The organism is Syntrophobacterales bacterium, assembly GCA_031274925.1.
Classification (GTDB): domain Bacteria; phylum Desulfobacterota; class Syntrophorhabdia; order Syntrophorhabdales; family Syntrophorhabdaceae; genus PNOM01.
Window position 1 is genome coordinate 44,169 of sequence record JAISPL010000057.1, and the last position, 26,080, is coordinate 70,248.

The window sequence follows — 26,080 nt, forward strand, 5'->3', positions numbered from 1 at the left end:
ACTTCTGATCGCCTGCTGTCCCTATCGGTTGCCTGAATGCCCGAAAACCGGGAATCTGCGATTGTTTAGACAGATGAAATGTTGTATAGTACAAATAGCGATGAAAAGAATAGTCGTCGGAACCGCCGGCCATATTGATCATGGAAAGACCGCACTTATCAGGGCCCTCACAGGTATTGACTGCGACAGGTTAAAAGAAGAAAAAGAAAGAGGCATTACGACAGAACTTGGTTTTGCCCACTATAGGTCAGGTGAAGACCTTGTCATCGGCATAGTCGATGTACCCGGACATGAAAAATTCGTTCGCCACATGGTGGCTGGAGCGTGGGGAATAGACATGGTCCTCCTTGTTGTGGCGGCGGACGAGGGTGTAATGCCCCAGACAAGAGAGCACGTTCAGATATGTGAGCTGCTCGGGTTGAAAAGGGGCATCGTCGCTATTACCAAGACGGACCTTGCCGACGACGACATGGTCGAGCTTGTCAGAGAGGATACCGTTGATTTTCTGAAGGGAGGGCCGCTCGAAGGGTCGCCCATTATAGCCGTCTCCGCAGTCACTGGGCAGAATATTGATGTATTGAAACAATCCATTCGCTCCATAGCGATGGAATTACAGGAAAGGTCCGCAGAAGGCATCTTCAGGCTCCCTGTCGACAGAGTATTCACCATCAGGGGCTTGGGGACCATCATTACGGGGACATGTATCTCCGGCTCCATAAGAGTCGGCGAGGAAGTCGAGATGTACCCCCTCCGCCGGCGGGTAAAAGTAAGGAGTATCCAGACCTATCACGAAGACGCTTCAGAAGCCAGTGCTGGCGAGCGCGTGGCTCTTAACCTGCAGGGCGTTGAAAAGCAGGAAGTGGGGCGGGGAATAATTATCGGAAGGCCCGACACGCTTGTTCTTTCCACCAGGGTTGACGCTACCCTGAAGTATCTGAAACTACCCCTTAAGCCGATCAAGAATGACGCAATTCTGAGATTCCATATCGCCACCACACTGACAGAAACAAGACTTGTGCTTCTCGACAAGGACAAGATAGAACCAGGGGAGGAGGCTTTCACCCAGTTCGTGTTTCCGCAACCCATCGTGACCCTGCCCGGAGATAGGTACGTCCTGAGAGGTCCGTACCTGATACAGACCATTGGTGGAGGCGCGGTTCTTGACATGATGCCCGGAAAGCATAAGCGAAAGGCTGCAGACTTAGGTCCTACCTGCAATCTCCTCACCGGAGACGATATAATCGGCAAGGCTGAATTCTTTATAAGGAAAGGGGGGCATGGCGGGATTGCCGGAAGTATGCTTGCCATATTCCTCGGTCTCGACCAGGATTCGGCGGAGCCCATCACGGCAAAACTGGAAGAACTGAAGAAGATAAGGTCCATCGGCAGGTTGATCGTTCACAAGGATAACTTTTCCGCATATAAGGAGACGCTAAGGAAACTTGTCCGTGAATTCCATGAAAAGAACCCGGTTAAGATCGGGATTTCAAAAGAAGAGCTTCGATCGCGCCTTCCAAAGGTTACACCGCAGGTGTTTCAATCAGCCCTTGACGAGTGCATCCTTGAGGGCGGTATCGAGACTGACAGAGATAAAGTGAAAGAGTCTGGTGCACTCTCAGTCGTAGACAGGGAGCGGGAGGGCTTGGAAACGGAAATCCTTCAAAGACTGAAAGGTTACGGCCTCACCCCTCCAGGGATAAAAGATTTTGCCGCAGAATTGAAAAAGCCGGAAAAGAATCTCAGGGACATACTTGGGAGACTCGCGTTCGAGAGGAAAATCACGAAAATAAAAGGAGAAATGTATTTCCACATCGATGCCATGGAGATGCTGAAAGAACGTATTACCGATTTCCTTCGTGCACAAAAGGAGATGACCCCATCCGACTTCAAGTCCATGTTTGACCTGTCAAGAAAATATATGATCCCAATTCTCGAACACCTCGACGAAATAAAACTGACCATCAGGGTGGGAGATAAACGGGTACTGAGGGGGTAAGATGCTCGGTATAATACCAGCGCCTCACCGTGTCCGGACCTTCCTGTCGGCCGTTCCTGGTGTTCAACCCCACATTGAGCGGTTTGGGTCACCTGCAAATCTTTCAGGCTCAAGTGTCCATATATTTGATGAAATCATAAGGAGATTTTCTTTATAAGCTTTTTAAACGATTGCCAGATTGTACGCCATGAGAAACGCATGGAGGTTTCTTAAGTTCTATGGCTGCCATAATGGTAACCAGTAGCTTCCTTGATACATCCGCTCTGCTTGGCCGTTAGTCCAAGGATGTTTTGCGGTCAAATGAAGCGACGGTTGGTAAACTGGATGCCGTTATCCGTCATCTTGGCTGTGGCTCTCATTGTATGCACACTTTGATGTTCTAAATAACTTCCGTTTGCACCTCGGCGAGAGAGAAAATATCTTCGGACAATCCAGGCCGTAGACAACGATGTAGAGGTTGATTCCTGCAGCGAATACAGACAAATCCTGTATGTCCTTCTTCAACCTGGCTTAGGATGACCTTTGGCCCCATAGGTGCATCATGGACAAAGCCTCTTTTTCACCATTTTTCAATAGTTTTTAGTTTTTGGGTTCACCGCCATAATGTGCTGCAATGTTTATCAGACTTTCTTGACTATTTTGTATTTCTCTACGCACTGCCGGAGTCGTCTTGGGGCGAGCATGGAGTACATGTCTCATGTGAGGTATAGCATACACCATTAATTTAAAGGGGCTATAAACAATATCGACATACTCGTCAATCATGGTTTACAATCCTTGTCTGGCACATAACCGATCTTAATTGCATCCATCCGGTTTCTGAAAACAATCCGGCTCTTTTCTGGTATCTTGGATACCAGTTTGCAAAACGGCCTGTGGAAGGCGTACGTCCTCTTGTTTCCCATATAGAAACTTTCCGTGTCTTTCTTTTTCTCCTGCCAAAGTCCTCTCTCTTCCTCCATTGCCTTTTTCTGAAGATTGAGCAATATATTCCCGTACTTTGTATTAGGCTGTTTTATGACTGCCCGGGCATACCCGTTCTTGACAAGTTCTCCGTTCACGAAGGTATTCTTGACGAACACATACGCAAGAATCCTGCCGGAATGATCTTTCTTTTCCACATCGTATTCCAAGCGAATCTTTTTGAGAAGCACCAGCTTCTTGTTGTATCGCATAGCCTCCTTTGCAAAAAACTCGCTCCCTCCTTCCTTCAAGAAGAGCTTGGGAGCGTCAGACCCGATGTACCTTACCACTTCGCCGGTATCCAACTGAATCGTGTCACCGTCCAACACCTTACTGACCACATAATTTTTGCCTTGAGAGTCACCAATCCAACAAAGAGAAAAAAGGCAAACAAGGAACAGGGCTGCTGTAATCCGTCTCATAAGGAAAGAGTTTACAATATTTTACCCTCGGAATAAATACTTACTCATCTTCATTTCTCTATCTTTTCTTTATGAGGCCTGAGAATGCTCCAAGCCGGTTGTACAGTATCTGCCATCCAATTTTTATACGGAAGGTCATTTATATCCTTTCCGGCGCATGAAGCGGGGGGGGTTCTGCCTATGTCGCGTTCCCGGAGTTTCTCTGGTACACACAAAAAGGGCCGCCCCCGTACGGGAGCGGCCCTGACAGACCACTTAAGAAAGCTCTTTCTTACTTGCCGACCTTCAAAATTAGGGAGGCGCCGGTATCGCCAGCAGCGCAACCGGTGAAAAGGCAGTATCCGCCGCCCAGCAACACGGTTTCTTCGATCATCTCGGCAATAATTCTGCCGGCTGTGGGAGCCTGAGGATGACCGTAGATCAGGGAGCTTCCATAGTTGTTCATCATATTGACATCAATATTGAACTTCTTTGCAAAGTTGAGGTCGTTCGTCGAGAACGGGTTGTGGCTCTTTATGGTCTTCATATCCGTGATCTTCAAACCCGCATTGGCGAGAGCCATCTCGGAAGCAGGTACGGGAGCCGCAGCCATAAAGCCAGGATTGACCCTTGAAAAACCGTAAGATATGATCTGGATTTCGATGCTCGGATCGGCGCTCAGTTGTTTCGCTTTTTCTTTTGTAGCGATTATGAATCCGCAGTTGCCGTCTGCAGGGAATGTCTGTGCCGCAAAGCTATGTACTCCTCCCTTTTCCGCAGGACCCAGTTTGGCCAGACCTTCGGCTGTCGTCGGTGTTGCGCCTTCATCCAACTCCACGAGACGGGTTTTCTTCTTGGAGAGCTTTACTTCCGCAGGGAACATATATTTCTTCTGGAACTCGCGGTCGTTGGCCAACGCCATCTGATACTGCTCGTAGCGTCTCAAAACGACGGCATCACATTGTTCTTTCGTAAACCCTTCCAGCTTGGCCACGCCCTCAGCGGTCTCTACCATCTTTAGGGGCGGTACGACATTGGGATCGGAATTGAAATTATCCATCAGCCAGTTCTCGTGGATTACTTCTCCACCGGGGCCCATGGGGTTCGGCCATACAGTATGAGCGCCGTTCGAAGTGCGGTCGGCCATAAGACCGAAGCCTACCTCATACGCGCCCTGCTCAATGGACAGAGCGGCGAGGTTGAGAATCGTCGTAGAGGTGCTGCACGCCTGGTTAATCATGAGGCCGGGCAGGTTCTTCTTGTTGTCCGTCAGTATGCCTGCTGCCCAGTTATGGCTGTAGAAGAGGTGGAGCTGATGAATGGTGATGCCGAAATACAGGTAATCAAGAACCGCTGGATCTATTTTCTTTTTCTCCAGAAACCATCTTCTTGCTGTCTTTCCGCCCAATTCGATCGCGTTCTCATTCTGCATGCTCCCCTGCCAGCGGGTAAAGGGGGTAGAGTAATATCCACCATAAGGGATATAGGCTTTTGAAAAAGTGTTCATATTATAACCTCCTCGTAAATTTTGTTTTATTCGGATCTTGATGCATGTTTCGAAGATCCATTAATTATCTTTCTTTGCACCGTCCAGCCTCGAAACTGCCGTCCCGTACCTCTCTCCAACCAGGGACTCTCAGACAGGTGGTGTATTTAGCTACTTACCCTTGTAAACAGGCTTTCTTTTCTCGGCAAAAGCGTTCACTCCTTCCCGGCCGTCCTCGGAAGTAAACGCGATAGAAAAGCAATCCATCTCCATAGTCAATCCTGATCCGAGATCCATATTGAGTCCGCTGTCAATACATTTTTTTATGAGCCCAAGGCTGACTTTCGGTTTTGCCGCCAGTTTCTTGCCTAAGGCTTTCGCTTCATCCATCAGCTTGTCTTTCGGAACCACTTTGCTTACGAGACCGAAACGATAGGCCTCCTCCGCGTTTATGTTGTCGCCCGTGAGCAGCATATCCTTTGCGCGGGCCACCCCGATGAGTCTGGGAAGCCTTTGTGTGGCTCCTGACCCAGGCATTATTCCAAGATTGATCTCCGGTAAACCAAAGATAGCGTCATCGGAGGCAATCCTGAAATCACAACAGATTGCCACTTCACAACCACCGCCTAAGGCAAGGCCGAAAACGGCAGCTATTGTCGGTTTCTCAATACTCGTCAGCTTATCAAACGTTTTTCTTGGGCCTGTCCAGAGAAAATCAAGGGTCTCCACCGCTGACTTCCCCATGACGTCTTTTACATCAAGTCCTGCGGCAAAAGCCTTGTCGCCATTGCCCGTTATGATGATCGCCCCCACTCCTGCATCATTATCAAGTTCACAGACCGCATCATAGAGCTCTAGGTAAGACTTGACGCTCAGGGGATTTACAGGCGGTCTGTTTAATTTGATGATCGCAAGATTGTCTTCTTTTTCAACTATCAGCGTCTCATAGCCCATCTTGTGTTCCTCCCTCAATCACTCTTATTTTATTTCTTCGAGTAATCGTACCATCCTTTACCGGTTTTTCTTCCGAGCAGACCGGCCCTTACTTGGTTCTTGATGGCAAGAGGGGCATCCCATTTATTCTCTTTCGGAAGCTCTTTATAGAAATAATCCAAGACATGGAGATTGATGTCAATGCCGGTTAGGTCCATAAGCTCAAACGGGCCCATCGGGTAGTTGAGGCCGAGTTTCGCTGCCTTATCGATATCTTCTTTGGTGGCAATGCCCTGCTCAAACAGTTTGATTGCTTCTACCGCGTTTGCCATCATGAGTCTATTGGCGAGAAAACCCGGAACATCCACTTTAACTTCAACGGGTTCTTTGCCGACTTTCTTCGAAAGCGCGATTGTCGTGGCTGTTGTTTCGTCGCTCGTTCTTACACCCCTGATAACCTCCACAAGTTTCATGAGAGGAACCGGGTTAAAAAAGTGCATACCTACGATTTTGTCGGGTCTCTTCGTGGCGGCTGCGATCTCGGTGATCGACATGGAAGAGGTGTTAGAAGAAAGAATGACCTCTGGTTTCACTATCTCGTCAAGTTCTGCAAATACTTTCTTTTTGACATCCATGACTTCAATAATAACTTCAATGATGAAATCCGCATCCTTCATGTCACCAATATTTGTAGTGCCCTTGATCTTGCCCATGACGGCGGCTTTCTGCTCGGCGGTCATTTTCCCTTTTTCGACTGTCTTTGAAAGAAACTTGTCGATATTCTTGATGCCGCCCTCTACAAACCTGTCCTCAATGTCTCTCATTATGACATTGAAGCCGGCCTGAGCGGCAACCTGGGCGATTCCATTCCCCATAACGCCTGCGCCTAACACTCCAATAGTTTTAATCTCCATGCAGTCCTCCCGGTTTGATTTATTTTGTGTTAATTAAAAAATTCACATAACGCATCAAAAAGAAACTATGAGCTTTTATTTTATACACCAAGCCTTCTGGAATAATCAAGTACATTCAGGAGAAAAATTAATGCTCAGCCTCGGCTCTACCTCCCTTGCCGGGCCTTTCCAAACGAAGATCTTGACCGCTTCACCTGCGTAGAAGTTCGCCGATTCTGCAGCATAGCATTCCGCCAAGGGCATGACTCCGCTCAATACAAAATTACGGACCGATAAACTCATAACGCCGGTCATGTCCAGACCGCCGCCGTTTTGGCCCTCCGTCCCTACGTCGGTAAGGCTTTCTGGCACGACCGCCGCCGTTCGTACGGTATGAAACGGGGTCCAATTTCCCTGACCGACGCGACGAAAACCTTCCCGAAGAGACAGAAATTACTTGACACGGAAAAATCGCTTTGATAAGATTCTTTGTTAATAGTTTCACATTCTTAATTAAACTTGGAGGAATATTATGGATTTTAAATGGTCCGACGAATTGGAATCAATGCGCAAAATGGCATATGATTTTGCAGTAAAGAATATTAAGCCAACTGTGGAAGAGGACGAAAAAGAGCACAAATATCGTCCTGAAATGTTGAAAAAGATGGGCAGCCAGGGTATGTTCGCGTGCATCGCCCCCGAGCAGTACGGCGGACTTGGACTTGAAGAAGGGAACATGGCAGCTACTCTGATGGCTTCCGAATTCGCAAGAGTAAGTCCGTCATGGGGACTTCCTTTCAATCTTCAGATGAATGGACCCCAGAACGTCCTTCTCCAGTTTGGAAGCGAAGAGCTGAAGGAAAGATATCTTCCTGGATTGATCTCCGGTGAGGTTGGCGGTTGCTTCGGTATTACCGAGCCTAACTCCGGCTCCGATGTCGCCAGCATGAAGACCACGGCAACGGAAGTTGATGACGGGTATATCCTGAACGGCTCCAAGACGTGGATTTCAGGTGTTCCTTATTGCGGTTGTGGCGTGATCTATGCGATGACTGACAAGGCTGCAAAGCACAAAGGCATGTCCGCTTTCTTTATTGATTTCAATACCCCCGGTGTTGTCCAGAGAGCTATTACCACGAAACTTGGGCTTCATTGCGCACCTACAGGTGAAATCTTTTTCGAGGAAGCGAAGATTCCCAAGAGCGCTCTCGTAGGCAAACTCGGACAAGGCTTTAACATCTGTATGACTATGCTCAATTTTACGAGATTGAGTTCTGCTGCAAGGGCTGTAGGCGTGGCACAGGCCTGTATTGATGAAGCCTGCAAGTATGCAAACGAAAGAGAGCAGTTCGGCCAGCCTATCGGACAGTTCCAGATGATCCAGGAGCAGATCGGTAGGATGTCAGTGGAACACGACGCTGCAAAATTGCTTGTTTACAGAGCTGCATGGCAGAAAGATCAGGGCATCAGCAACACCCTTGAGACATCCATGGCGAAATACTATGCTGCGGAATCGGCGAACTTCTGCGCAGGCGAAGCGGTCAAGATATTCGGCTCCTATGGATTCTCTTCAGAGTACCCGGTAGAGAGATACTTGAGAGACGCGAAGTCTTACCAGATTGTTGAAGGTACATCGAATGTTCAGAAGATGATCATCGCCCAGTTCGCACTGGGTTACAGAAAGGCATAAAACGCAAACAATTCTAAGGAGGTTCATATGGCAGCAGACGTAACAGTCCCAATGGTTGGAAAGATAATGAATGTTCTTGTGAAAGTCGGTGACAAAGTCCAGGAAGACGATCCCGTAGCAACCCTCGAGGCAATGAAGATGGAGATGCCTATTGTGGCGCCTGCAGCAGGAACAGTAAAAGAGATATTGGTTTCGGCAGGTCAGGAAGTCGAGGCTGACACGGTAATTATTACCTTAGCTTAGAGGTAGGTAGGGTAGTATAAGGAATTGCAACATGCTAGTCGCAGGCATTGATATAGGCTCCATTACAACGGAGGCGCTCCTCTTTGATCGGGAGAAAGGTATCGTTGGATACAACATACTTCAGACCGGAGCAGATTCTAAAAAAACGGCTGAGAGTGCCCTCCAGGGAGTCCTTACTGAACCTGGCAAGACCATGTCCGAGTTGTCTTATATTGTGTCAACGGGATGTGGAAGGAAACGGGCGATTTTTGCCCAACAGGCGGTAACCGAAATCACGTGCATTGCGAAAGGCGTTAATTTTCTGTTCCCCGATGCGAAGACAATTATAGATATTGGCGGACAGGATACGAAAGTGATAAAGGTTGATCAAAGCGGCCGTGTGGTTGAGTTTGAAATGAATGACAAATGTGCCGCAGGCACAGGAAGATTTATTGAGGTCATGGCGAAGGCCCTCAATGTGGATTTGAACAAAGTTGGTCCGCTCTCGTTGAGCCACAGGAAGAAACTGACCATCAGCAGTATATGTACCGTTTTTGCAGAATCGGAAGTCATTTCCCTGGTGAGTGAAGGCGAGGAACTGGAGGATATTCTCTACGGAATCCATAAGGCTATCGCAGACAGAACAATGGGGTTGATCAACAGGGCAGGCGGCATCGAAAAAGAAGTTGTTATGGCAGGCGGTGTAGCCAAAAATTCCGGGGTGGCGAAGGCCCTTGAAAACGCACTTGGTGCACCCCTCAATATTTATGCGGAACCTCAGATAGTAGGTGCTCTGGGTGCGGCTGTTCTTGCCCTTGAAAAGATCGCCTGACGAATATTGGTCTCACAAAGGGCCGGGCTTGTTGTCCCGGCCCTTTTTTTATTGTCTTTAACGTCACCGATGTAAAATTTTCAGGGCGATTTTTTATTTTTTCTGACAACCGGCCTCAAGAGGTTCTCCGTACAATTTTGGTGCAATTACTCAGATTCATAACGGTTATATTCCGCTCCGCCTCAATCGTCAGCGATGGTAAGTCAATTATATCGCCCACTGAGACCTCCCTCTCTGACTGATATCAGGAAAAGAATCCTGGATAGTCTTCCCCATTCCTTTTATCTCGGCCTTACCAGTTAAAAGCGCGTAAATAGTACGGAGTCTCATCGGTGGAGTCCCGGAAGGGTTTCACGGGACTCATCTCTCAAGAAGAGGCGTGGCCTTTTACGGAGAAATTTTCGTAGAATAAGGAGGGTTCCCACAAAAACCTCAGTCTCTGGAAGCTTCTCTAAAAGAGGCCTGCCGCTAGCTATGGCGTTTAAAGATAAGGGAAATTATCAGCCTCGAAGAAAGAAGGCAATTCGGAACTTCTTATCCATAACGTCATGTGGGCTTTCGGGGGATATATAAGCGGCAAGAGACCCTACCCTTTAGAGGGGCGCATGACATGCCATATATAGACGAAATGAGAGAGAGTCTCCTTGCGGTCTGCTGTAAAAGGGATATTTGGAATAGGCGGTCAGGGAGAGGTGATGGAAGGAAAAAAGAGTAGGGGAGGGGAAAGTCTTGATAATTTGCGAAGTTGAGGTTATATTAAAAGAAATTAGCACCCATAAGGATGGACGCAGAACGGTCCGCTCGTATAGTTTTCTGGAGGAATGTTTATGAAAGTCGAAGTCACGAATATTGATCAGGTAAGGAAGAAAGTAGAGGTTATTCTTCCAGAAGAAATGGTAAAGGAATTGGAGAACGAGATCTATGACGAACTTAAAAAGCAGGCAAAGATAAGGGGCTTCAGACCGGGGAAGACCCCGAAATCAATCATTGCCGCTTATTACAAGGATTACGTCGATGAGGAGTTGAAGAAGAGGATGGTCCAAACGACCATGCCCGAGGCTCTTTCCACGGCGGCGATATCGCCGGTTACAGAACCTTTCGCGGATTTCATTGAGAGCGACGGGCAGCGGGGATACACTCTTGAATGCGAGGTGCAACCCGAGTTTGAGGTTCCCGAGTACAAGGGCATTGAGATTGAGGTCGCGAAGATTGCTGTGACCGATGAAGAGTTGAATGGACGGCTGGACGGCATCAGGAACATGCATGCGGAAATGCATATGAGAGAAGAGGATTCTGCGGCTGCAAAAGGAGACTTTCTCATTATAAAATATCAGGGATATGTGGACGGCAAACCGGAGAAGGACATCGCGACCGAGGGATATCCTCTTGAACTGGGGACCACCACTTTGCTTGCCGATTTTGAGACAGCGCTTATTGGAATGAAGGCTGGCGAGGAAAAAGACGTAACGATCGACTTCCCGGACGACTATCCAGACACCAGCATCGCATCGAAAACAGTAGTATTCCATGTTACGGTAAAGGAAATAAGAGAGAAGAGACTGCCTGATCTGAACGATGAGTTCGCAAAGGACCTTTCTTTCGACAGCATGGAAGCGATGAGAGTGGCCATCACGAAAGAGATGGAGAAGGAAAAGGAAGTCGGAGAAAACCGGAACGTTCACCAGCAAATCACCAGAGCGCTCGTCTCGCGTGTAGATATACCCGTACCAGAGAGATATCTTGAGAAGCGAACGACGGCCATGGTGGAAGAAGCAAAATCACGCTTCAGGGGCCAGGGGCAGACCAGTGCGGAAGAAGACAGGGCGCTCGACGAAAACTTGAGAAAGGAGTTCGGCCCGAGAACGGAGGAACGGATCAAAGCGGAGATGATATTCGTGAAGATCGCCGAAAAAGAGGAGATAACGGTAAGCGAGGACGAGGTTACCGAGAAGATAAAAAAATTTGCGGAGGACGCGAAGCGTCCATATTCCGAGGTCTATGATTTTTACAGGCAATACGATCTCATGGGAGGCCTGAGGCAGGGCATTATGGAAGAAAAGACCGTGGAACTGATTCGAAGCCACGCGGTGGTAAAGGAGAAGCAATGAACCTCGTGCCAATAGTAATCGAGAAAGACGGCAGAGGAGAGCGTGCTTACGATATTTACTCAAAACTGCTGAAAGAAAGGATAGTATTTCTTGGCTCAACCATTGATGACAACGTGGCCAACATCGTAATCGCTCAGATGCTCTTTCTTGAGTCCGAAGATCCCGCAAGAGAGATCTCGTTGTATATAAATAGTCCTGGCGGTTACATTACCAGTGGGTTGGCCATTTATGATACAATGCAATATATAAAGTCCCCCGTAATCACCATGTGCATAGGCCAGGCAGCAAGCATGGCGGCAGTGCTCCTAGGAGCTGGAGAAAAAGGAAAGCGCTACGCGTTGCCTCATTCAAAGATACTTATACACCAGCCTTTAGGGGGCGCCCAGGGGCAGGCGACGGACATAGGTATCCAGGCAAAAGAGATACTTCGGACGCGGGAAGAGTTAAACAGCATCCTTTCGCATCACACCGGACAGCCCAACGACAGGATCGTGCTTGATACCGAGAGAGATTTCTACATGACCGCCATCCAAGCAGTAGAATATGGTATTATAGATGAGATCGTGGAGAAAAGAAAATGACAATGATCAAGAAAAATAACGGGAGGACGGTGAAATTGCATTGTTCTTTTTGCGGTAAAAGTCAGGACGAAGTTAAGAAATTGATTGCGGGCCCGATGGTTTATATTTGCAACGAGTGTATTGAACTCTGCAACGAGATCATACAGGATGAGGCAAAAAAAGAAAGGTTTGATTACATCAAGACATCCATACCTAAGCCCCATGAGATCAGAAAACTCCTTGATGAGTACGTAATAGGTCAGGACTACGCGAAAAAGATTCTCGCCGTCGCCGTCTATAATCACTACAAGCGGATTGAGGCAAAGGGCAACTTCGACGACATTGATATCCAGAAAAGTAACATTCTCATGATCGGACCCACCGGTTCAGGAAAGACACTCTTAGCCCAGACTCTGGCGAAGGTACTCCATGTACCCTTCACCATAGCAGATGCGACGACCCTCACCGAGGCCGGATATGTGGGCGAGGATGTTGAGAATATAATCCTTTACCTTCTCCAGGCGGCGGATTACAACATCGAAAAAGCGGAGAGAGGTATCGTATATATTGATGAGATCGACAAGATCTCGAAAAAAACGGACAGTCCCTCAATTACGAGAGATGTATCGGGCGAAGGCGTCCAGCAGGCCCTTCTCAAAATAATAGAGGGAACAGTCGCCAATGTGCCACCGAAGGGTGGGAGAAAACACCCCCAACAGGACTACATCAAGGTGGATACCACGAACATTCTCTTCATATGCGGAGGGGCTTTCAACAGTATGGACTCCATCGTTGCAGGGCGTATTGGCAAGAAGGGGTTGGGTTTCGGGGCCGAGATTGAGGGCGGAAGGGACAAGAAGTATTTTGAGCTGATGAGAGAAATCCAGCCCGAAGACCTTTTGAAATACGGGCTTATCCCGGAGTTTATCGGAAGGTTGCCCATCATCGCGACCCTTGACGAACTGAGCGAAGACAACCTCGTGGAGATATTGAAGAGGCCGAAAAACGCAATCTCGAAGCAGTACAAGAAACTCTTTGAGCTGGAAAACGTGAAGCTCACCTTTACCGAAGGCGCCCTCCGGGGCATTGCCAGAGAAGCTACGAAAAAGAAGACAGGCGCCAGGGGTTTACGATCCATCTTGGAGAAAATCATGCTCGACATCATGTACGAGATCCCGACGCTCTCCAACGTGAAGGAGTGCGTGGTAAACGAGGATGTCGTTGTGAGTCATGAAAGGCCGATAATGATTTACGAAGAGGAAGCTGAGATTGCGTGAAACGTTGACATTTAGTTCAGAAGTTGTTATATATAATTACCGAACAATGGGCGGGTAGCTCAGCGGGAGAGCATCGGCCTTACAAGCCGGGGGTCACAGGTTCAAAACCTGTTCCGCCTACCATTTTACGGGGTCGTAGTTAAGCTTGGTTATAACGCCGGCCTGTCACGCCGGAGGCCGCGAGTTCAATTCTCGTCGACCCCGCCATTTATGACTTGAACACAGGGGGTTAGGAAATCCTAACCCCCTGATTCTTTAATTATTGTAGCCTCCCCGTGAAGGAGCGGGTAAGACCGTTTACCCCGCGAACAATAGCCTCATAGGCAGCGGACGGAGAATGAATGGATCCGATAATATTCATCAAGGAATAGATGATGGCGTGGCGCTCGTTTCGATAATAGTCACTACTTACAACAGAAAATCCTATCTCAAACAAGCGGTTCTTTCCACTCTCTCTCAGGACTATCCCGAAAAGGAAATAATCGTGGTCGACGATGGCTCGACGGACGATTCCGCTGAGGAGGTCCAGGGGTTGCCGGTTTCTTATCTGTATAAAGAGAACGGGGGGATAAGCAGTGCGCGGAATGCAGGCATAAAGGCATCAAAGGGGGACTTCCTCGCTTTTCTCGACGTGGATGATTTGTGGCTCAAGGGCAAACTTTCCGTACAGATGAAGTTAATGGATATGGAGGGATTCAAGGTCTCGTACACCGATGAGATCTGGATCAGAAACGGGAAAAGAGTCAACCAGAAGTTGAGGCACAGAAAATATACGGGATGGATATTTGAGCAGTGCCTGCCGCTCTGCATCATAAGCCCCTCCTCGGTGGTGATAAAGAGGGATGTTCTTGATTCCTCAGGTCTTTTCGACGAAAACCTGGCCGTATGCGAGGATTATGACCTCTGGCTCAGAATATCGTGCCGATATCCGGTCCTTTTCATTGAAAAACCGCTTATCGTGAAGACGGGTGGTCACGCGGATCAGCTTTCCAGAAAATACGAGGCAATGGATCGATTCAGAATCGAAAGTCTTGTCAAGTTATTGAAGTCCGAAACCCTTTCTCGCGGGATGCGCGGCTTGGCCCTTCGGGAACTGTGCAATAAATGCCGTATTTACGCAATGGGAGCGAAAAAAAGAGATAAACGCGAAGAGGTGGCACACTACCTTTCGCTCCCGGATCAATTCATGTGACGGGAGGCTTGGGCGTCAGTCTCCACTTCCCGGAGACTATAGGTCACCAGTTGCTTGGGGGCAACTGACGCCGGCGCCCGTCAAAGTCTCTGTGCCTCGCCTGGTTCCACTGTCGGACCTATTCAAATAGCAATCCTACCTATGGCATTACATAAAGTTTACGCGAAAGATTCTCGACGATGAGCGTCTTCAGCACGTCACAGGTGTGAAGCCTGACTCCATCAGACCATCCGCGCAGGCGTGCAGGCCGCAGAATGAAGATATCGAAGACAACAAGGATGAATCGGCTCAATTGCCTTCCGCGTGTATATTCACCGCGTCAAATGAATCGAATAGATGCAAGATACTACGCAGCCGAGACTTGAGCCAGCCCCAGAAACGTTCAATCAAGTTTAGTTCCAGTGAGGGTTAAGACAGGCCCCCATTTTAACTTGTGACGGTCCTGCCCCTATAATATGGGAAATGACACACGATACGCCACGCACTCAATCAGGGCTGAAATTTGCAGCCCGCGCCTTCAGACTTAAGAATTATCGGCTTTTTTCGTTGGCCAGGACATCTCCCTGTTTGGCACCTGGATGCAACAAATCGCTATGAGCTGGCTCATCTATAGCCTCACCGGGTCTCCGTTTTACCTCGGTCTCATCGGTTTCACCGGCCATATCCCCATATTTCTTTTCTCATCTTTTGCAGGGTTCTTGCCGACAGATATGACCGTCGCCACCTCCTCATATTTATCCAAATGCTGTCCATGATACAGGCTTTTCTCTTTGCAGTCTTTACCTTTACTCATTACGTGTTCATTTGGCATATTGCACTGCTCAGCATATTTCTTGGGTGCATGAACGCTTTCGACATGCCGATCAGACAGTCCTTTGTGGTGGAAGTCGTGGGTAACAGAAAAAACCTCAAGAACGCCATTTCCCTCAACTCGTTCATGTTCAACGGCGCCAGGCTTGTGGGCCCTTCCATCGCCGGGGTTTTGATCGGGATTACGGGCGAAGGTACATGCTTTCTTCTGAACGGATTCAGTTTCCTTGCGGTCATCGCAGCTCTTCTTCGAATGAAAATGCCGCTAAAAAAGAAAGTGAAGCCCAAGGCGCAGTCCTTCACGGTTTCAGAGAGGGATACAGGTATGCGTCGGGGTTTCTTCCCATTCGGTATATCCTGCTTTTTCTCGTGCTCATGAGTTTGTCGTACCAGGTGCTTCTGCCTGTCTTCGCAAAAGACATACTTCATGGTGGATCGGGCACTTTAGGATGCCTCATGGGAGCTGCGCAGGCAGGAGGAGCTCTTACGGGAGCTCTCTATCTTGCATCCAGGCGAACAGTACGCGGTCTCGGCAGGGTTGGTCGTGATCGCAGCATTCATGTTTGGGATAAGCCTTATTGCTTTCTCCATGTTCCGCTATCTCGTTATGTCCGTCTTCCTCATATTCGCCGTGGGTTTCAGTGTGACGCTGCAGACCATCTCATGTAACACGATCCTCCAAACCATCGTTCATGAAGAGATGAGGGGTAGAGTCATGGGCTTTCTGGCGATGGCATTCATGGGAATGACACCTTTTGAAAATCTTCTCGCCGGGCTTATCGCAGGTAGGATCGGCGCTCCGAATACCCTTGTCATTAGCGGCGTGACATGCCTCGCCGCAGGGTTTTTCTTTTACGTCCGCCTCCCGGCGATACAGAAACTCGTCCGGCCCATCTATGCCAGGATGGGTATCATCCGGATACCTGATGACCTCCGGTGACGAGCGTTGCGAATGAGTTCATGATCGCTGCACCCATCCTTCCGCGAGATCGTCATCACGTACTTGATGTACCTTGAATTCCTTGTCTTGTAATCTGCGGCCAGAAACGTAATCCGCTGCTTCGGTTGGAGTGAGTTTATGATCTCTGAAAAGCTCTCCAAGCCTGCTACACTGACCGTTTATCTCAACAGCATATCGCCGAAAAGTTCTATGGTCAACCTACACCATGACTGCCCCCCCCAGCCCGTATTTTGCCCGCTTCTTTGGGCGTCCGAGCCTTACTTTAGCTCCCGCGCTGCTTGACCGACGATGTCAGTACATTTTTGACAGACCCCCCCCGCAGGGCGCGAAGTTGCCGCAGTTGCGGCGCAGAAATACGCCGAAAAGAGTTGCCCGTTGCAGATTGAATCTCCAAAGGTAAAATACAGCGAAGATTCAACAGCTTTCTTGACGGAAAAAACACGGCAGAATAGTATCTATTTCAAATACCGAAGTGTTGACATTTAGCAAGTTTTTGAGCCTGTACATCAGCATGGATGCTATGCTGTTATACCCCATTCGGGGAGGCTGAATGGTTTTATACACTACCGTCTTGAACGGGGTCTTGTGTATTCTAAGGGGAGTTTGTATGTCAGAAATGAAATACTCAAAAAACACTATCACAACCACGAAAGCCGGACAGACTGACCTTGTTGAAGTGTATCGACAAGGCCACATACGGGATTAAAGTCCATTTCCGCCTGACAAACAGGGAAACTATGATGATAAAGCCAAACATATGTTTCGGAATGAAGGTTGTCCAAATGTAAATATTTTGGAAATTTGATTAAAAAGTTGGTGACATTTTGTTTCAGGATTGACTATGCGATCTTTGTTGCCTGAGGATGTTATCCCTGCGATCTTTGAGGGCCATGTTCTACAATAAAAACCATTCTACACGTCTTTTTTCCCGCATGACCAGTGTCTTAACGCCCGTAAATGGAAAATTCAACCCTTTTCCGCACGGCACTGTATTTTCCCGTGAACTATAGAAAAGCTAATTTGCGGAGAGCCTCCGGCTCAGACGAAGCTCTCCACATTTTTACAAGATGTTTTATTTGTCGGACGCTACGTGGGGGAGGAACCGATGCTACTGGTTCTGCGGTACCCAGACCTTGTGCGAAGGAACCCACTTGCCATCGACCCATTGACCGTGGACCTCAATCCACTGCCCCGGAGGGGCTTTTTCATCATTATAGCCCTGGCTTTCTCCGAAAGGCTCTCCCGATGTGCCGAAGGATGGGTTCAACGTCTGGGATTGGTCCAAATAGGTACCAGAAGGAGCTACCAGATCGTAATCTGGTTCCGTGCTCCCCAAGGCTATTCCCCCCGAATAAGCCCAGTCTCCATAATAGCCGTACGGCGCCCAGTAAGGATAATACGCTGGTCCCCACCACAATGGGCTGCTCCACCAGGGATAATAAGGCCGTTTAGCGGGATATCCCCACCAAAAGGAATTATAGCCACGCCAATACGGCCGATAACCGTGCCCGTACCAATATCCATAACCTCGCCAATAACCCAAGTTATGCGAACGAGCGTTCCACCCGGGATTGTACGGACGGATGCTTGGATGATACGGGCGATAAGCGGTTCCCGGCGTGTGGAACCCTGGATTGACTGCGCCGCGGCTCAAGCCGAAAGACCGGTTCGGAACCATTGGCGCGTGACTGCCACCGAAAAAGCTTCCCCGTGATCCGCCGAATCCATGGGATCCGCTGAATCCTCCATGACCTCCACCGCCATGACCTCCGAATCCTCCACGGCCTCCACCGCCTCTCGCGTCGCTCACGTAAGGAAAAATGAGGCATAAAGCCGCCGCTAAAACCAATCCGACAAAAACGTATCTCTTCATTTATTTACCTCTAGGGCAGATGAACGCCGACTTCCATGTTTGATGCCCTAACAAAAAGTATAGCAAAATACGTGCCTTGCGGTCAAAAATGTGCAAAGATTTGGAATGGTTGAAGTTATCTTCCAAAACAGAGTGTCATCTTCTTGATTCTCGGACAATGAATGTCGAAACGGCAAGTTGGCGTCGACAGAATTGTCGACAGCTTCCATGCCGGGCTGTCTTGGTCTGTATCCCTCGCACTTGATCAGGCCGCACGGATATCCATTATTCATTCCTTTTTGATTATTGAGATGGGTCAGCCGGAGCAGGAGAGTTTCTTTGACTTGCCTGGCAAAGTCACCCATCGCCTAAAATTCGACAGGCCAGGCAAGTTTTCTTCCCTCTATGTTATCCATTCCATGCTTCTCACCAGCGACAAACGACTGTTTCTCAGGGATGCCTTTCGATTATTCGCTATTCACTTCAAAAAGAAACCCCCTCCACGAATTTTTCTGTTCAATTCGAATCAGTTCCAGAGGCTTGAAGAGGGAGATGAGCTTCATACGATCGCGGCCCAATATGCCAGAGACGACGATTTTTGAGGCGGGCCTTGTGAAGGCCGTGACTATGGGAACATGGGCGGTAAAGGTTCTTATGTCGAGGTTCGCAAGCACCACATCGTATGATCCCCTGACATGGGTCAGGTCGGCGCAGACGAGTTCTATATCGCGGGCTTCATTGAGGGTCACGTTCTTCCGGGCATTGAGCACCGTGTCGAGATCGTTGTCCACTGCTACGACGGTCTTTGCGCCCAGAAGCGCCGCATAGAGGGAAAGTATTCCCGAGCCGCATCCAAGATCAAGAACAGTAGCGCCCTTGAAATCAAGAGACCTCATTATTTTGATCATGAGCCTCGTAGATTCATGCCTTCCTGTGCCAAACGCCATTCCAGGCTCAATAACAAGCGACGGACCGATTGGTTTCCTCTTGCTCCAAGGAGGGAGAATGGTAAGACCTTCAATCCTAATGGGGCGGAAATACTGTTTCGTGAGGGCGTTGTAATCTTTCAGCTCTTCCTGTTCCGTGTGAACTTCCAATACGGGAAGGTCCGAGTCCTTTAGGGCTCGCAGGAAGGCATCGCTGTCTTCCGGATAGAACCGCATTGTGATGACCTCATTCTTCTCTTCCATCCATACTCCCGAGTCTGAAAGGTGATAGAATGAGTCAGGCAACAGTTCCTCGACGCCCTTCTCTACCAGTAATTCTATTCGTGTTCTGTACTGTGGGGTTCTATTTTTCACAAAACGAGGTACTCTCGAGAAGCAGATTTATTATTCAGGCTACAGAGGATACTTCTAACCACGGGGGAATACGACCTTCCCCATTTTGTCGAGGTCATATCCTGTAAAGTCCCTAACATTTGGCAGAAGCGCGGACTGTTCACAGAACGCCAGAAATGCCTTTACGTGAGAGCTGTAATAGCGTTCTTTCGGGATTACTACATCGAATCTTTCCTTGAAAAGAAATACGAAATCAAGACCGAGCATGTGGGCCACATGCCTGATTCCGAACCCCACATCCGCAAGCCCCTTCAATACGCTAAGACCTACCTGAATATGGGTGTCGACTTCGGTCCCATAACCCTTTAGGCTCATGGGCTCTATTTTGGCCTCCCTTAGAAGAAAATCAAGAAGGAGCCGTGTCCCCGAACCTTGGTTCCTGTTCACGAACCCTGCGCCTTTTATCGTGATATCCTGGAGGGATTTGATAACTTTGGGATTGCCCTTGGGGACCATCAAACCTTGCTCTCTAAGGAACAGTTGTATCACGAAATATTCGCTTCCGCCGAGATACTTTTCAAGATACGAGACGTCTTCTTCCTTTTTCGCGCTTTCCAGGATGTGCACGCACGACATAGTCGCCTTACTGTCCTGCAAAGCCTTAAGACCATTGATGCTGCCCACGGGGGCATAGAAAACGAGTCCTCCATGGAGACTATTATAGGCATCTATTATATTTCTTAGTAGAATGTCGTCACTTCCCGCGACAAAGAGCTGTTGTTCCCACTCAGTATTCCCAAGGATCCATTTGTCAATTAGCTCTCTAACAAATGCTATTTTCCCGCCTATTTTCATGGAAGGAACCTTGCCTTCCTGAACGAGCTTATAAATTTTCTTTTCGTTTATCTTGAGGTATCTCGAGAGGTCTCGAGCTGACATTATTTCCATAGAATGATTATAAAATACAAAAGTCGCAAATTGCAATACAGTACCGTACAAATGTTGAATAAAAAATAATAGATTTCGATAGGTTCTGAAAAACTTAAGTTTTCAGCCAAAGCAGCGTAAAAGCGCCGATAGGAGATTTAAACAAAGCTTGCAATTATCAGTATTTTGGGATATTTTAATAAAAAATGAGGAAATAACATCTATTAGGAGATAAATAAGGTTTATGATAAAAATATATAGAAAACAAGGTCTAATAAGTTTGATATGGGTCATATTTGTCAGTATTGGGCTTATGGTTCCCTTCGCTCTAAGGGCTCAAGACCTCAGTCCTATCCTCTGGGCATGCACCATCGGCCCCATTGACGCAGGCATTGTGGACCTCCTGGAAGACCGGTTCGAACAAGAGTCGGGGATCAGGGTGCGCCATGTCGGGGCGGGGACAGGCGCTGCCCTTGATCTCGCACGAAAGGGAAATATCGATCTTGTTATGGTCCATGCGAAGGCTCTTGAAGAGAAATTCGTAAGCGACGGGTTTGGAACCGAAAGGATCGATCTCATGTACAATGACTTTGTGATCGTTGGACCTTCCGATGACCCGGCGGGTATCCGGGGAGAGGGCAGGGCGGTTGACGCCCTAAGGAAGATATCGGAGAAAAGAGCTCTGTTCGTGACACGGGGAGACAGATCTGGAACCCATGTGGCTGAGATGGAATTATGGGCCAAAGCGGGAATAACCCCCTTGGGGTCCTGGTATGTGGTCTATGAAAATGGTTTTGAAGGAAACGTATCCACTCTTCGCTATGCGGACCGGAGGGGCGCATACACGGTAATGGACCGCGCAACATTTCTTTCGATAAAGAATGAAGTTAGTCTCATGGTTCTTGTAGAGAAGGATGAAGCCTTGCTCAATTATATAAGCGTAATTCCCGTGGACCCTAAAAGAGTTAAGGGTGTGAATCATAAAGGGGCAATAGTCTTCATAGAGTGGCTTGTGTCTCCCGATGGTGGGCAGAAAATCATCCGTGACTTTGGAAAAAATAAGTTCGGCAGTCCGCTTTTCTTCCCTAATTCGAAGCAGTGGCGGGAGCATCGGTGATCTTCACTTTCTTGGAGCGAAAAAAATTAGGAGGTTATACATGAAACGAATTTCTGTAATCGTGGGGGTCTTGTTTGCAGTATGTGTCTTGGCAGTGGTTTTTGGGCCTTATGCCCATTCCGCAGACAAAAATGTTATTCTTGCAACTACCACGAGCACGCAAGATTCCGGTCTTCTCGACGTCATCATCCCGGCGTTTGAAAAGAAGACCGGTTATTTTGTAAAGACCATTGCCGTAGGTTCCGGTCAGGCAATGGCTATGGGGCAAAAAGGGGAGGCTGATGTACTTCTTGTTCATTCTCCCGAAGCGGAGAAGAAGTTTGTGGCCGACGGCTACGGGATCAACCGGCGGCTCGTGATGCACAACGATTTCATAATTGTCGGACCCGTGGACGACCCCGCGAAGATCAGGGGCGTTAAATCGTCAGCGGAGGCAATGAAGAAAATAGCCGCGACAAAGAGCCTTTTCCTGTCAAGGGGTGACAACTCGGGGACCCATGCGAAAGAGCAGTCCTTATGGAAAGCAGCCTCTGTCAATTTTGAAGAGGAGAAATGGTATCAGCAGACAGGACTCGGCATGGGCCAGACCTTGAACGTAGCCTCCGAGAAACTTGGGTATTCTCTCGCGGACCGCGGTACCTTCCTGGCGCTGAAAAAGATCCTATCTCTTGACATACTGGTCCAGGGTGACCTTGGTCTTCTCAACATCTATCATGTGATTGAAATAAATCCGGCAAAATTCTCCAAGGTTAATGCCCCCGGTGGTAAAGCCTTTGCCGATTTTATGGTTTCCAACGAGGCTCAGGGCATGATCAAGAGTTTCGGGATTGAAAAGTTCGGATCCCCACTATTCTTCCCTGACGCGGGCAGGAATGTTGATGATTTGGGGAAATAAAATATAGTGGATCTGATATTTGAGGGCGCCCTCAAAGCGTTCTTACTGATCTTTACGCTCAACCCCGAGGTTCTGCGCATTACGCTTCTCTCTCTCAAGGTATCGGGGGTAGCCACGTTGATTAGTACGGTACTGGGCGTCTCGCTGGGGACGCTCATTGCCCTTTCCTCTTTCCCCGGAAAGCGCTTCGTGGTGAGCCTTATCAATACCGGTATGGGTCTGCCGCCTGTGGTGGTAGGACTCTTTGTGACCATATTTCTCTGGCGGAGCGGCCCTCTTGGATTCTTGGGGATGCTTTTTACTCCGTCTGCCATGATCCTTGCCCAATCGGTCATCGCCACACCTATTGTCACGGGTATCACGGTGGCTGCTATACAGCAGCTTCCGAAGGGACTGAGACTTCAAATTCTGGCCTTGGGGGCGAGCAGACTGCAGATGATCTGGACCCTCATAAAAGAGGCCAGACTTTCGTTGTTGGCTGCGGTGATGGCGGGTTTCGGAGGAGTCATTTCTGAGATCGGCGCGTCGATTATGGTAGGTGGCAATATCAAGGGTTATTCCAGAGTCCTCACCACCGCCACCGTCATGGAGACAAGCAAGGGCAACTTTGATGTGGCCATTGCGCTGAGCATCATACTTCTCATCCTGGTCTATGCGGTTAACCTCATATTGACCCATGTGCAGCAAAGGGAGAGGGCCAGATGAGAGCGTGCGGGATAACGGGATAAGATCCGGATTGATTAAGACACTGGATACGTAGAAAATGGGCAATAGGGAAATCATACTGGATGCGAGAGGCCTGCATGTGGAGAGAGCAGGCTTGACCGTACTTGACGTCCCGTCCCTTCAGGTATTCAGCGGAGAGGTTCTTACATTCATCGGGCCGAACGGTGCAGGGAAATCGACTTTACTCATGGCTCTTTGTGCCTTGCAGAGGCCCAGAGAAGGATCAATCTTCTTCAGAGGCGCCGAGGTAGACCGGGAACTCTCCTTTGCCGCATACAGGAAACAGGTGACCATGGTTTTTCAGGAACCGCTCCTCTTCAATACCACTGTGTTCAGAAACGTGGTGGCAGGGCTCAGGTTTCGCGGCGTGAAAGGACGGGAAGCCGATAAGGCAGCGACCGACGCCCTCGACCTCTTCGGCATCGGCCACCTAAAGGATCGGTCGGCAAAGAAGATATCCGGCGGAGAGGCCCAGAGGGTAAGTCTCGCAAGGGCTTTCGCCATAAGACCTGACATACTGGCCCTTGATGAGCCCTTTTCCGCTCTTGACCCTCCTACACGGGAGGCACTGGTGGAAGACCTCAAGGCTGTCCTTCGCCAGTCCGGAACCACGGCCCTCTGTGTCACCCATGACCGCACGGAAGCCCTTCAGCTCTCTCGCAGGATTGCTGTAATGAACAGGGGGCGTATCGTCCAGATAGACTCCCCGGAGAATGTGATGAACCACCCGGTGGACCCATTTGTAGCAACTTTTGTGGGGGTTGAGACGATTCTCCCGGGCACCGTGCTGACCAGAGAGGAAGGCGTATTCACGGCTGCGGTGGGAGACCGGCGCATTGAGGCCATCGGCGAAGTTACTACAGGGGAAAAAGTCTTCCTTTTCGTCCGGCCCGAGGATGTGACCATCAGAACCGATTCCTCCGGGGCGCCGACGAGTGCGCGCAACACTTTCCCCGGGACTATAGAAAAAATAATCGCCTTCGGACCTTACCAGAAGGTCTCCATGGACTGCGGATTTCCCGTTACCGCATATATAACCAAGAGTTCCATTGAGGGGCTGAAACTTAAGGAAGGCTCCTCCGTTCTGACATCGTTCAAGGCAACGGCGGTGCATGTGGTAAAAACCAGCAGATAGCGAAAGGCGGCGATCGCACCATACCCCTATCTTTGCATCTGAATGGAAGAGGGAGGCCTCTTCCCTCTTCCTTAAATCAGGTTTTACTTCCTCATTGATTTGTGGAACGCATTGTCAGCCCGCTTCGCCTTTTCGTCTGCGATCCTTTCTCTTTCCGCCGCCCTCTGTTCAGCTTCATCCGCCTTTTTCACAGCTTGGTCGGCCGCAAGTTTGGCATCCTGGGCATCCATCGCCGCCTGATCGGCTTTCGCACGATTCTGCATTTCCAGGGCTTCCAGTCTCTCAAGGTCGCCCCTTGTCGCGCAACCTACCATGGCAACAGCGAGAATCATCAGCATCATTATTAACCCTTTCTTCATTCAATAACCTCCTTATAATTCAGTTTGGCCGGATAGCCATATCACATCAAGCAATTCACGTGCCATGTTACGATACGTGTGAATATGGGAGGATACGAAGGCTGTTTTGAAGGAATTTTACTGCGATCAAGAAAGATGAGATGAAGGGAATTTACTGCTTACCGGCAGGCTCGACCACGATGCCGTCTATCTCCAGATCTATCTTCAGGCGCTTTTTCGCCTCTTTAGCCTCTGAGATATTAGTAAAAGGACCGGCTATGACGCGGTGTTTGTCGTGCGTCGACATCACAGTCGCCGGGATTTGCGGACCTTGGTGGTTGATTATGGCGGCAAGCCTCACGGCATCTGTCCTGTCATTGGCGTTTGCGGCGAGGATATACCATCCCCTTGTAAGCTCCGGTATCTCCGGGGCGCCGTACAGTTTTTCAGGATGGGTCACCTCTATCTCTTTGCACGTCCCGGATAAAGGGATGGGAATCCCCCTGGCTTCCGTAAGCGCTTCTTCTACTCTTTGCCAGTCGAGGGTGCGGCCATATCTCTTTTCCATATTCTGTAATTGCGCATATACCTTGCCGGAGTCTTCAGGGGGTGTATGGACTTCCAGGTAGATGACCTTGCCTCGACGGCCTATGAGGTATGGCTGGTGAACAATGGATACGGGCGTCCTCACCTGAGCGGTCGTATAGAGCTTCCCTATATGTTCCGGGTAGAGTCTTATACAGCCGTTGGTTGCATTAAGGCCGATGCTGGCTGGCTTATTGGTGCCATGGATCAGGTATGTTGGCTTGCTCAGATATAGCGCGTATTCTCCCAGGGGATTGAGCGGTCCGGGAGGGACTATGGTAGGCAGGGGGTCTCCTTTTTTCCTGTGATCCTCTGCAATAGAGGCGGGTACATGCCAGGTGGGCCTGACGATCTTGTGCGTCACATACATCTGGCCCATGGGGGTTGGCCGATCTTTGGCGCCAATGCCTACCGGGTAGGTTGATACCGAATTCCCTTTGAAATGAAAGAGCCTCATTGCATCCAGGTTGATCACTATACCTTTTTTGGTATCAGGCAGGATAAAACTCAGGGGCAGTATGATACGCGTTCCGGCTTTAGGCGCCCATATATCCACCCCAGGATTTGCCGCGCTGATGGCATTCACCCCCACGCCGAAGTGCCGTGCCATATCGGGTAGAGTATCACCGTCTTCAAGCCTGACTGTCGCCAGCCTGCCTATGACATTACCTCCTCTTGAGACTGAAAAATCATTCCGTTCTAAACGGTTTTCTGGATAGGCTGCAGGCCCCTTGCTGGCGATTCTTATGCTGGTACATCCGTAGAGTGACAGGATGATAAAGAATACGCAAAAAGACAACAGTCTTAAGATCCGGTTCACGCAAGGTCCTTTAATTTTTCTGTCCTGGGTGACACTTTATACGCCATCAGCCTGATAAAGAGGCGTCCATCCAAACCAGGT

The 26,080-nt window shown here is 49.0% G+C and carries 22 protein-coding genes, 2 tRNA genes and 1 pseudogene; 15 read left to right on the top strand and 10 right to left on the bottom strand.

From position 1 onward, the window contains the following. Positions 1–100: 100 nt before the first annotated feature. Entirely contained in the window at positions 101–1,996 is a 1,896-nt protein-coding gene (gene selB, locus LBQ00_09505; GenBank protein ID MDR2019075.1) for a selenocysteine-specific translation elongation factor, read from the top strand. A 761-nt stretch (positions 1,997–2,757) separates the two neighbouring features. Here selB and LBQ00_09510 read toward each other — a convergent pair. From LBQ00_09510 to LBQ00_09530, 5 genes are all read right to left on the bottom strand, one after another. Then, complete coding sequence (locus tag LBQ00_09510; GenBank protein MDR2019076.1) at positions 2,758–3,288, bottom strand: thermonuclease family protein; 531 nt, start codon at positions 3,286–3,288, stop codon at positions 2,758–2,760. Between the two features lie 364 nt (positions 3,289–3,652). Further along, positions 3,653–4,867 carry a thiolase family protein gene (locus LBQ00_09515; GenBank protein ID MDR2019077.1) on the bottom strand — a complete coding sequence of 405 codons (1,215 nt, stop codon included), beginning with the start codon at positions 4,865–4,867 and terminating at the stop codon, positions 3,653–3,655. A gap of 150 nt (positions 4,868–5,017) precedes the next feature. Then, a complete protein-coding gene (locus LBQ00_09520) occupies positions 5,018–5,800 on the bottom strand; it encodes an enoyl-CoA hydratase/isomerase family protein (GenBank protein MDR2019078.1) in 783 nt (260 codons plus the stop codon). Positions 5,801–5,829: 29 nt separating this feature from the next. Further along, positions 5,830–6,693, bottom strand: a complete 864-nt coding sequence (locus LBQ00_09525) for a 3-hydroxybutyryl-CoA dehydrogenase (GenBank protein ID MDR2019079.1) — start codon at positions 6,691–6,693, stop codon at positions 5,830–5,832. Positions 6,694–6,798: 105 nt separating this feature from the next. Beyond that, on the bottom strand, positions 6,799–7,044 hold the full coding sequence (locus tag LBQ00_09530; protein MDR2019080.1) for a hypothetical protein: 246 nt from the start codon (positions 7,042–7,044) through the stop codon (positions 6,799–6,801). 160 nt (positions 7,045–7,204) lie between these two features. On the opposite strand from LBQ00_09530, the gene LBQ00_09535 reads away from it, so the two are divergent. The 10 genes and pseudogenes from LBQ00_09535 to LBQ00_09580 all read left to right on the top strand — a co-directional run bounded on the left by LBQ00_09535 (position 7,205) and on the right by LBQ00_09580 (position 16,303). Then, positions 7,205–8,362, top strand: a complete 1,158-nt coding sequence (locus LBQ00_09535) for an acyl-CoA dehydrogenase family protein (GenBank protein ID MDR2019081.1) — start codon at positions 7,205–7,207, stop codon at positions 8,360–8,362. Positions 8,363–8,389: 27 nt separating this feature from the next. Then, entirely contained in the window at positions 8,390–8,605 is a 216-nt protein-coding gene (locus LBQ00_09540; protein MDR2019082.1) for a biotin/lipoyl-binding protein, read from the top strand. Between the two features lie 31 nt (positions 8,606–8,636). Continuing rightward, positions 8,637–9,416: an acyl-CoA dehydratase activase gene (locus tag LBQ00_09545; protein MDR2019083.1), complete on the top strand. Its 780-nt coding sequence runs from the start codon at positions 8,637–8,639 to the stop codon at positions 9,414–9,416. An 827-nt stretch (positions 9,417–10,243) separates the two neighbouring features. Continuing rightward, a complete protein-coding gene (gene tig / locus LBQ00_09550) occupies positions 10,244–11,524 on the top strand; it encodes a trigger factor (GenBank protein ID MDR2019084.1) in 1,281 nt (426 codons plus the stop codon). After that, the gene (gene clpP / locus LBQ00_09555) at positions 11,521–12,105 is read left to right on the top strand and encodes an ATP-dependent Clp endopeptidase proteolytic subunit ClpP (GenBank protein MDR2019085.1); all 585 of its coding nucleotides are present in this window, start codon (positions 11,521–11,523) and stop codon (positions 12,103–12,105) included. The genes tig and clpP overlap by 4 nt, the downstream gene beginning before the upstream one ends. Before the next feature lie 2 nt (positions 12,106–12,107). Further along, a complete protein-coding gene (gene clpX / locus LBQ00_09560) occupies positions 12,108–13,361 on the top strand; it encodes an ATP-dependent Clp protease ATP-binding subunit ClpX (protein ID MDR2019086.1) in 1,254 nt (417 codons plus the stop codon). A 48-nt stretch (positions 13,362–13,409) separates the two neighbouring features. Further along, positions 13,410–13,484: transfer RNA gene (locus tag LBQ00_09565), tRNA-Val, on the top strand. Positions 13,485–13,490: 6 nt separating this feature from the next. Then, positions 13,491–13,568, top strand: a tRNA-Asp gene (locus LBQ00_09570). A 130-nt stretch (positions 13,569–13,698) separates the two neighbouring features. Continuing rightward, positions 13,699–14,553: a glycosyltransferase family 2 protein gene (locus tag LBQ00_09575; protein MDR2019087.1), complete on the top strand. Its 855-nt coding sequence runs from the start codon at positions 13,699–13,701 to the stop codon at positions 14,551–14,553. Between the two features lie 563 nt (positions 14,554–15,116). Beyond that, positions 15,117–16,303, top strand: a pseudogene (locus tag LBQ00_09580) (MFS transporter). A gap of 1,129 nt (positions 16,304–17,432) precedes the next feature. On the opposite strand, the gene LBQ00_09585 reads toward LBQ00_09580, so the two are convergent. The 3 genes from LBQ00_09585 to LBQ00_09595 form a co-directional block, all read right to left on the bottom strand. Beyond that, positions 17,433–18,197 carry a hypothetical protein gene (locus LBQ00_09585; GenBank protein ID MDR2019088.1) on the bottom strand — a complete coding sequence of 255 codons (765 nt, stop codon included), beginning with the start codon at positions 18,195–18,197 and terminating at the stop codon, positions 17,433–17,435. A gap of 446 nt (positions 18,198–18,643) precedes the next feature. Further along, positions 18,644–19,477, bottom strand: coding sequence for a 50S ribosomal protein L11 methyltransferase (locus tag LBQ00_09590; protein MDR2019089.1), 834 nt, complete (start codon positions 19,475–19,477; stop codon positions 18,644–18,646). A gap of 54 nt (positions 19,478–19,531) precedes the next feature. Next, positions 19,532–20,395, bottom strand: a complete 864-nt coding sequence (locus tag LBQ00_09595) for a helix-turn-helix transcriptional regulator (protein ID MDR2019090.1) — start codon at positions 20,393–20,395, stop codon at positions 19,532–19,534. A gap of 232 nt (positions 20,396–20,627) precedes the next feature. Here LBQ00_09595 and LBQ00_09600 point away from each other — a divergent pair, with 232 nt between their 5' ends. Genes LBQ00_09600 through LBQ00_09615 form a run of 4 tightly spaced genes read left to right on the top strand, consistent with a single transcriptional unit; the run spans position 20,628 to position 24,256 of the window. Continuing rightward, positions 20,628–21,500: a substrate-binding domain-containing protein gene (locus tag LBQ00_09600; GenBank protein ID MDR2019091.1), complete on the top strand. Its 873-nt coding sequence runs from the start codon at positions 20,628–20,630 to the stop codon at positions 21,498–21,500. A gap of 40 nt (positions 21,501–21,540) precedes the next feature. Continuing rightward, positions 21,541–22,395: a substrate-binding domain-containing protein gene (locus LBQ00_09605; GenBank protein ID MDR2019092.1), complete on the top strand. Its 855-nt coding sequence runs from the start codon at positions 21,541–21,543 to the stop codon at positions 22,393–22,395. A gap of 6 nt (positions 22,396–22,401) precedes the next feature. Continuing rightward, positions 22,402–23,100 carry an ABC transporter permease gene (locus tag LBQ00_09610; protein ID MDR2019093.1) on the top strand — a complete coding sequence of 233 codons (699 nt, stop codon included), beginning with the start codon at positions 22,402–22,404 and terminating at the stop codon, positions 23,098–23,100. Positions 23,101–23,158: 58 nt separating this feature from the next. Next, positions 23,159–24,256 (top strand): ABC transporter ATP-binding protein, encoded by a 1,098-nt coding sequence (locus LBQ00_09615; GenBank protein MDR2019094.1) that lies wholly within the window; start codon positions 23,159–23,161, stop codon positions 24,254–24,256. Positions 24,257–24,339: 83 nt separating this feature from the next. Here the strand turns inward: LBQ00_09615 and LBQ00_09620 are convergent, their stop codons facing one another. Together LBQ00_09620 and LBQ00_09625 are read right to left on the bottom strand one after the other, a co-directional pair. Continuing rightward, positions 24,340–24,615 (bottom strand): hypothetical protein, encoded by a 276-nt coding sequence (locus LBQ00_09620; protein MDR2019095.1) that lies wholly within the window; start codon positions 24,613–24,615, stop codon positions 24,340–24,342. Positions 24,616–24,766: 151 nt separating this feature from the next. Then, on the bottom strand, positions 24,767–25,999 hold the full coding sequence (locus LBQ00_09625; protein MDR2019096.1) for a L,D-transpeptidase family protein: 1,233 nt from the start codon (positions 25,997–25,999) through the stop codon (positions 24,767–24,769). Between the last annotated feature and the right edge of the window lie 81 nt (positions 26,000–26,080).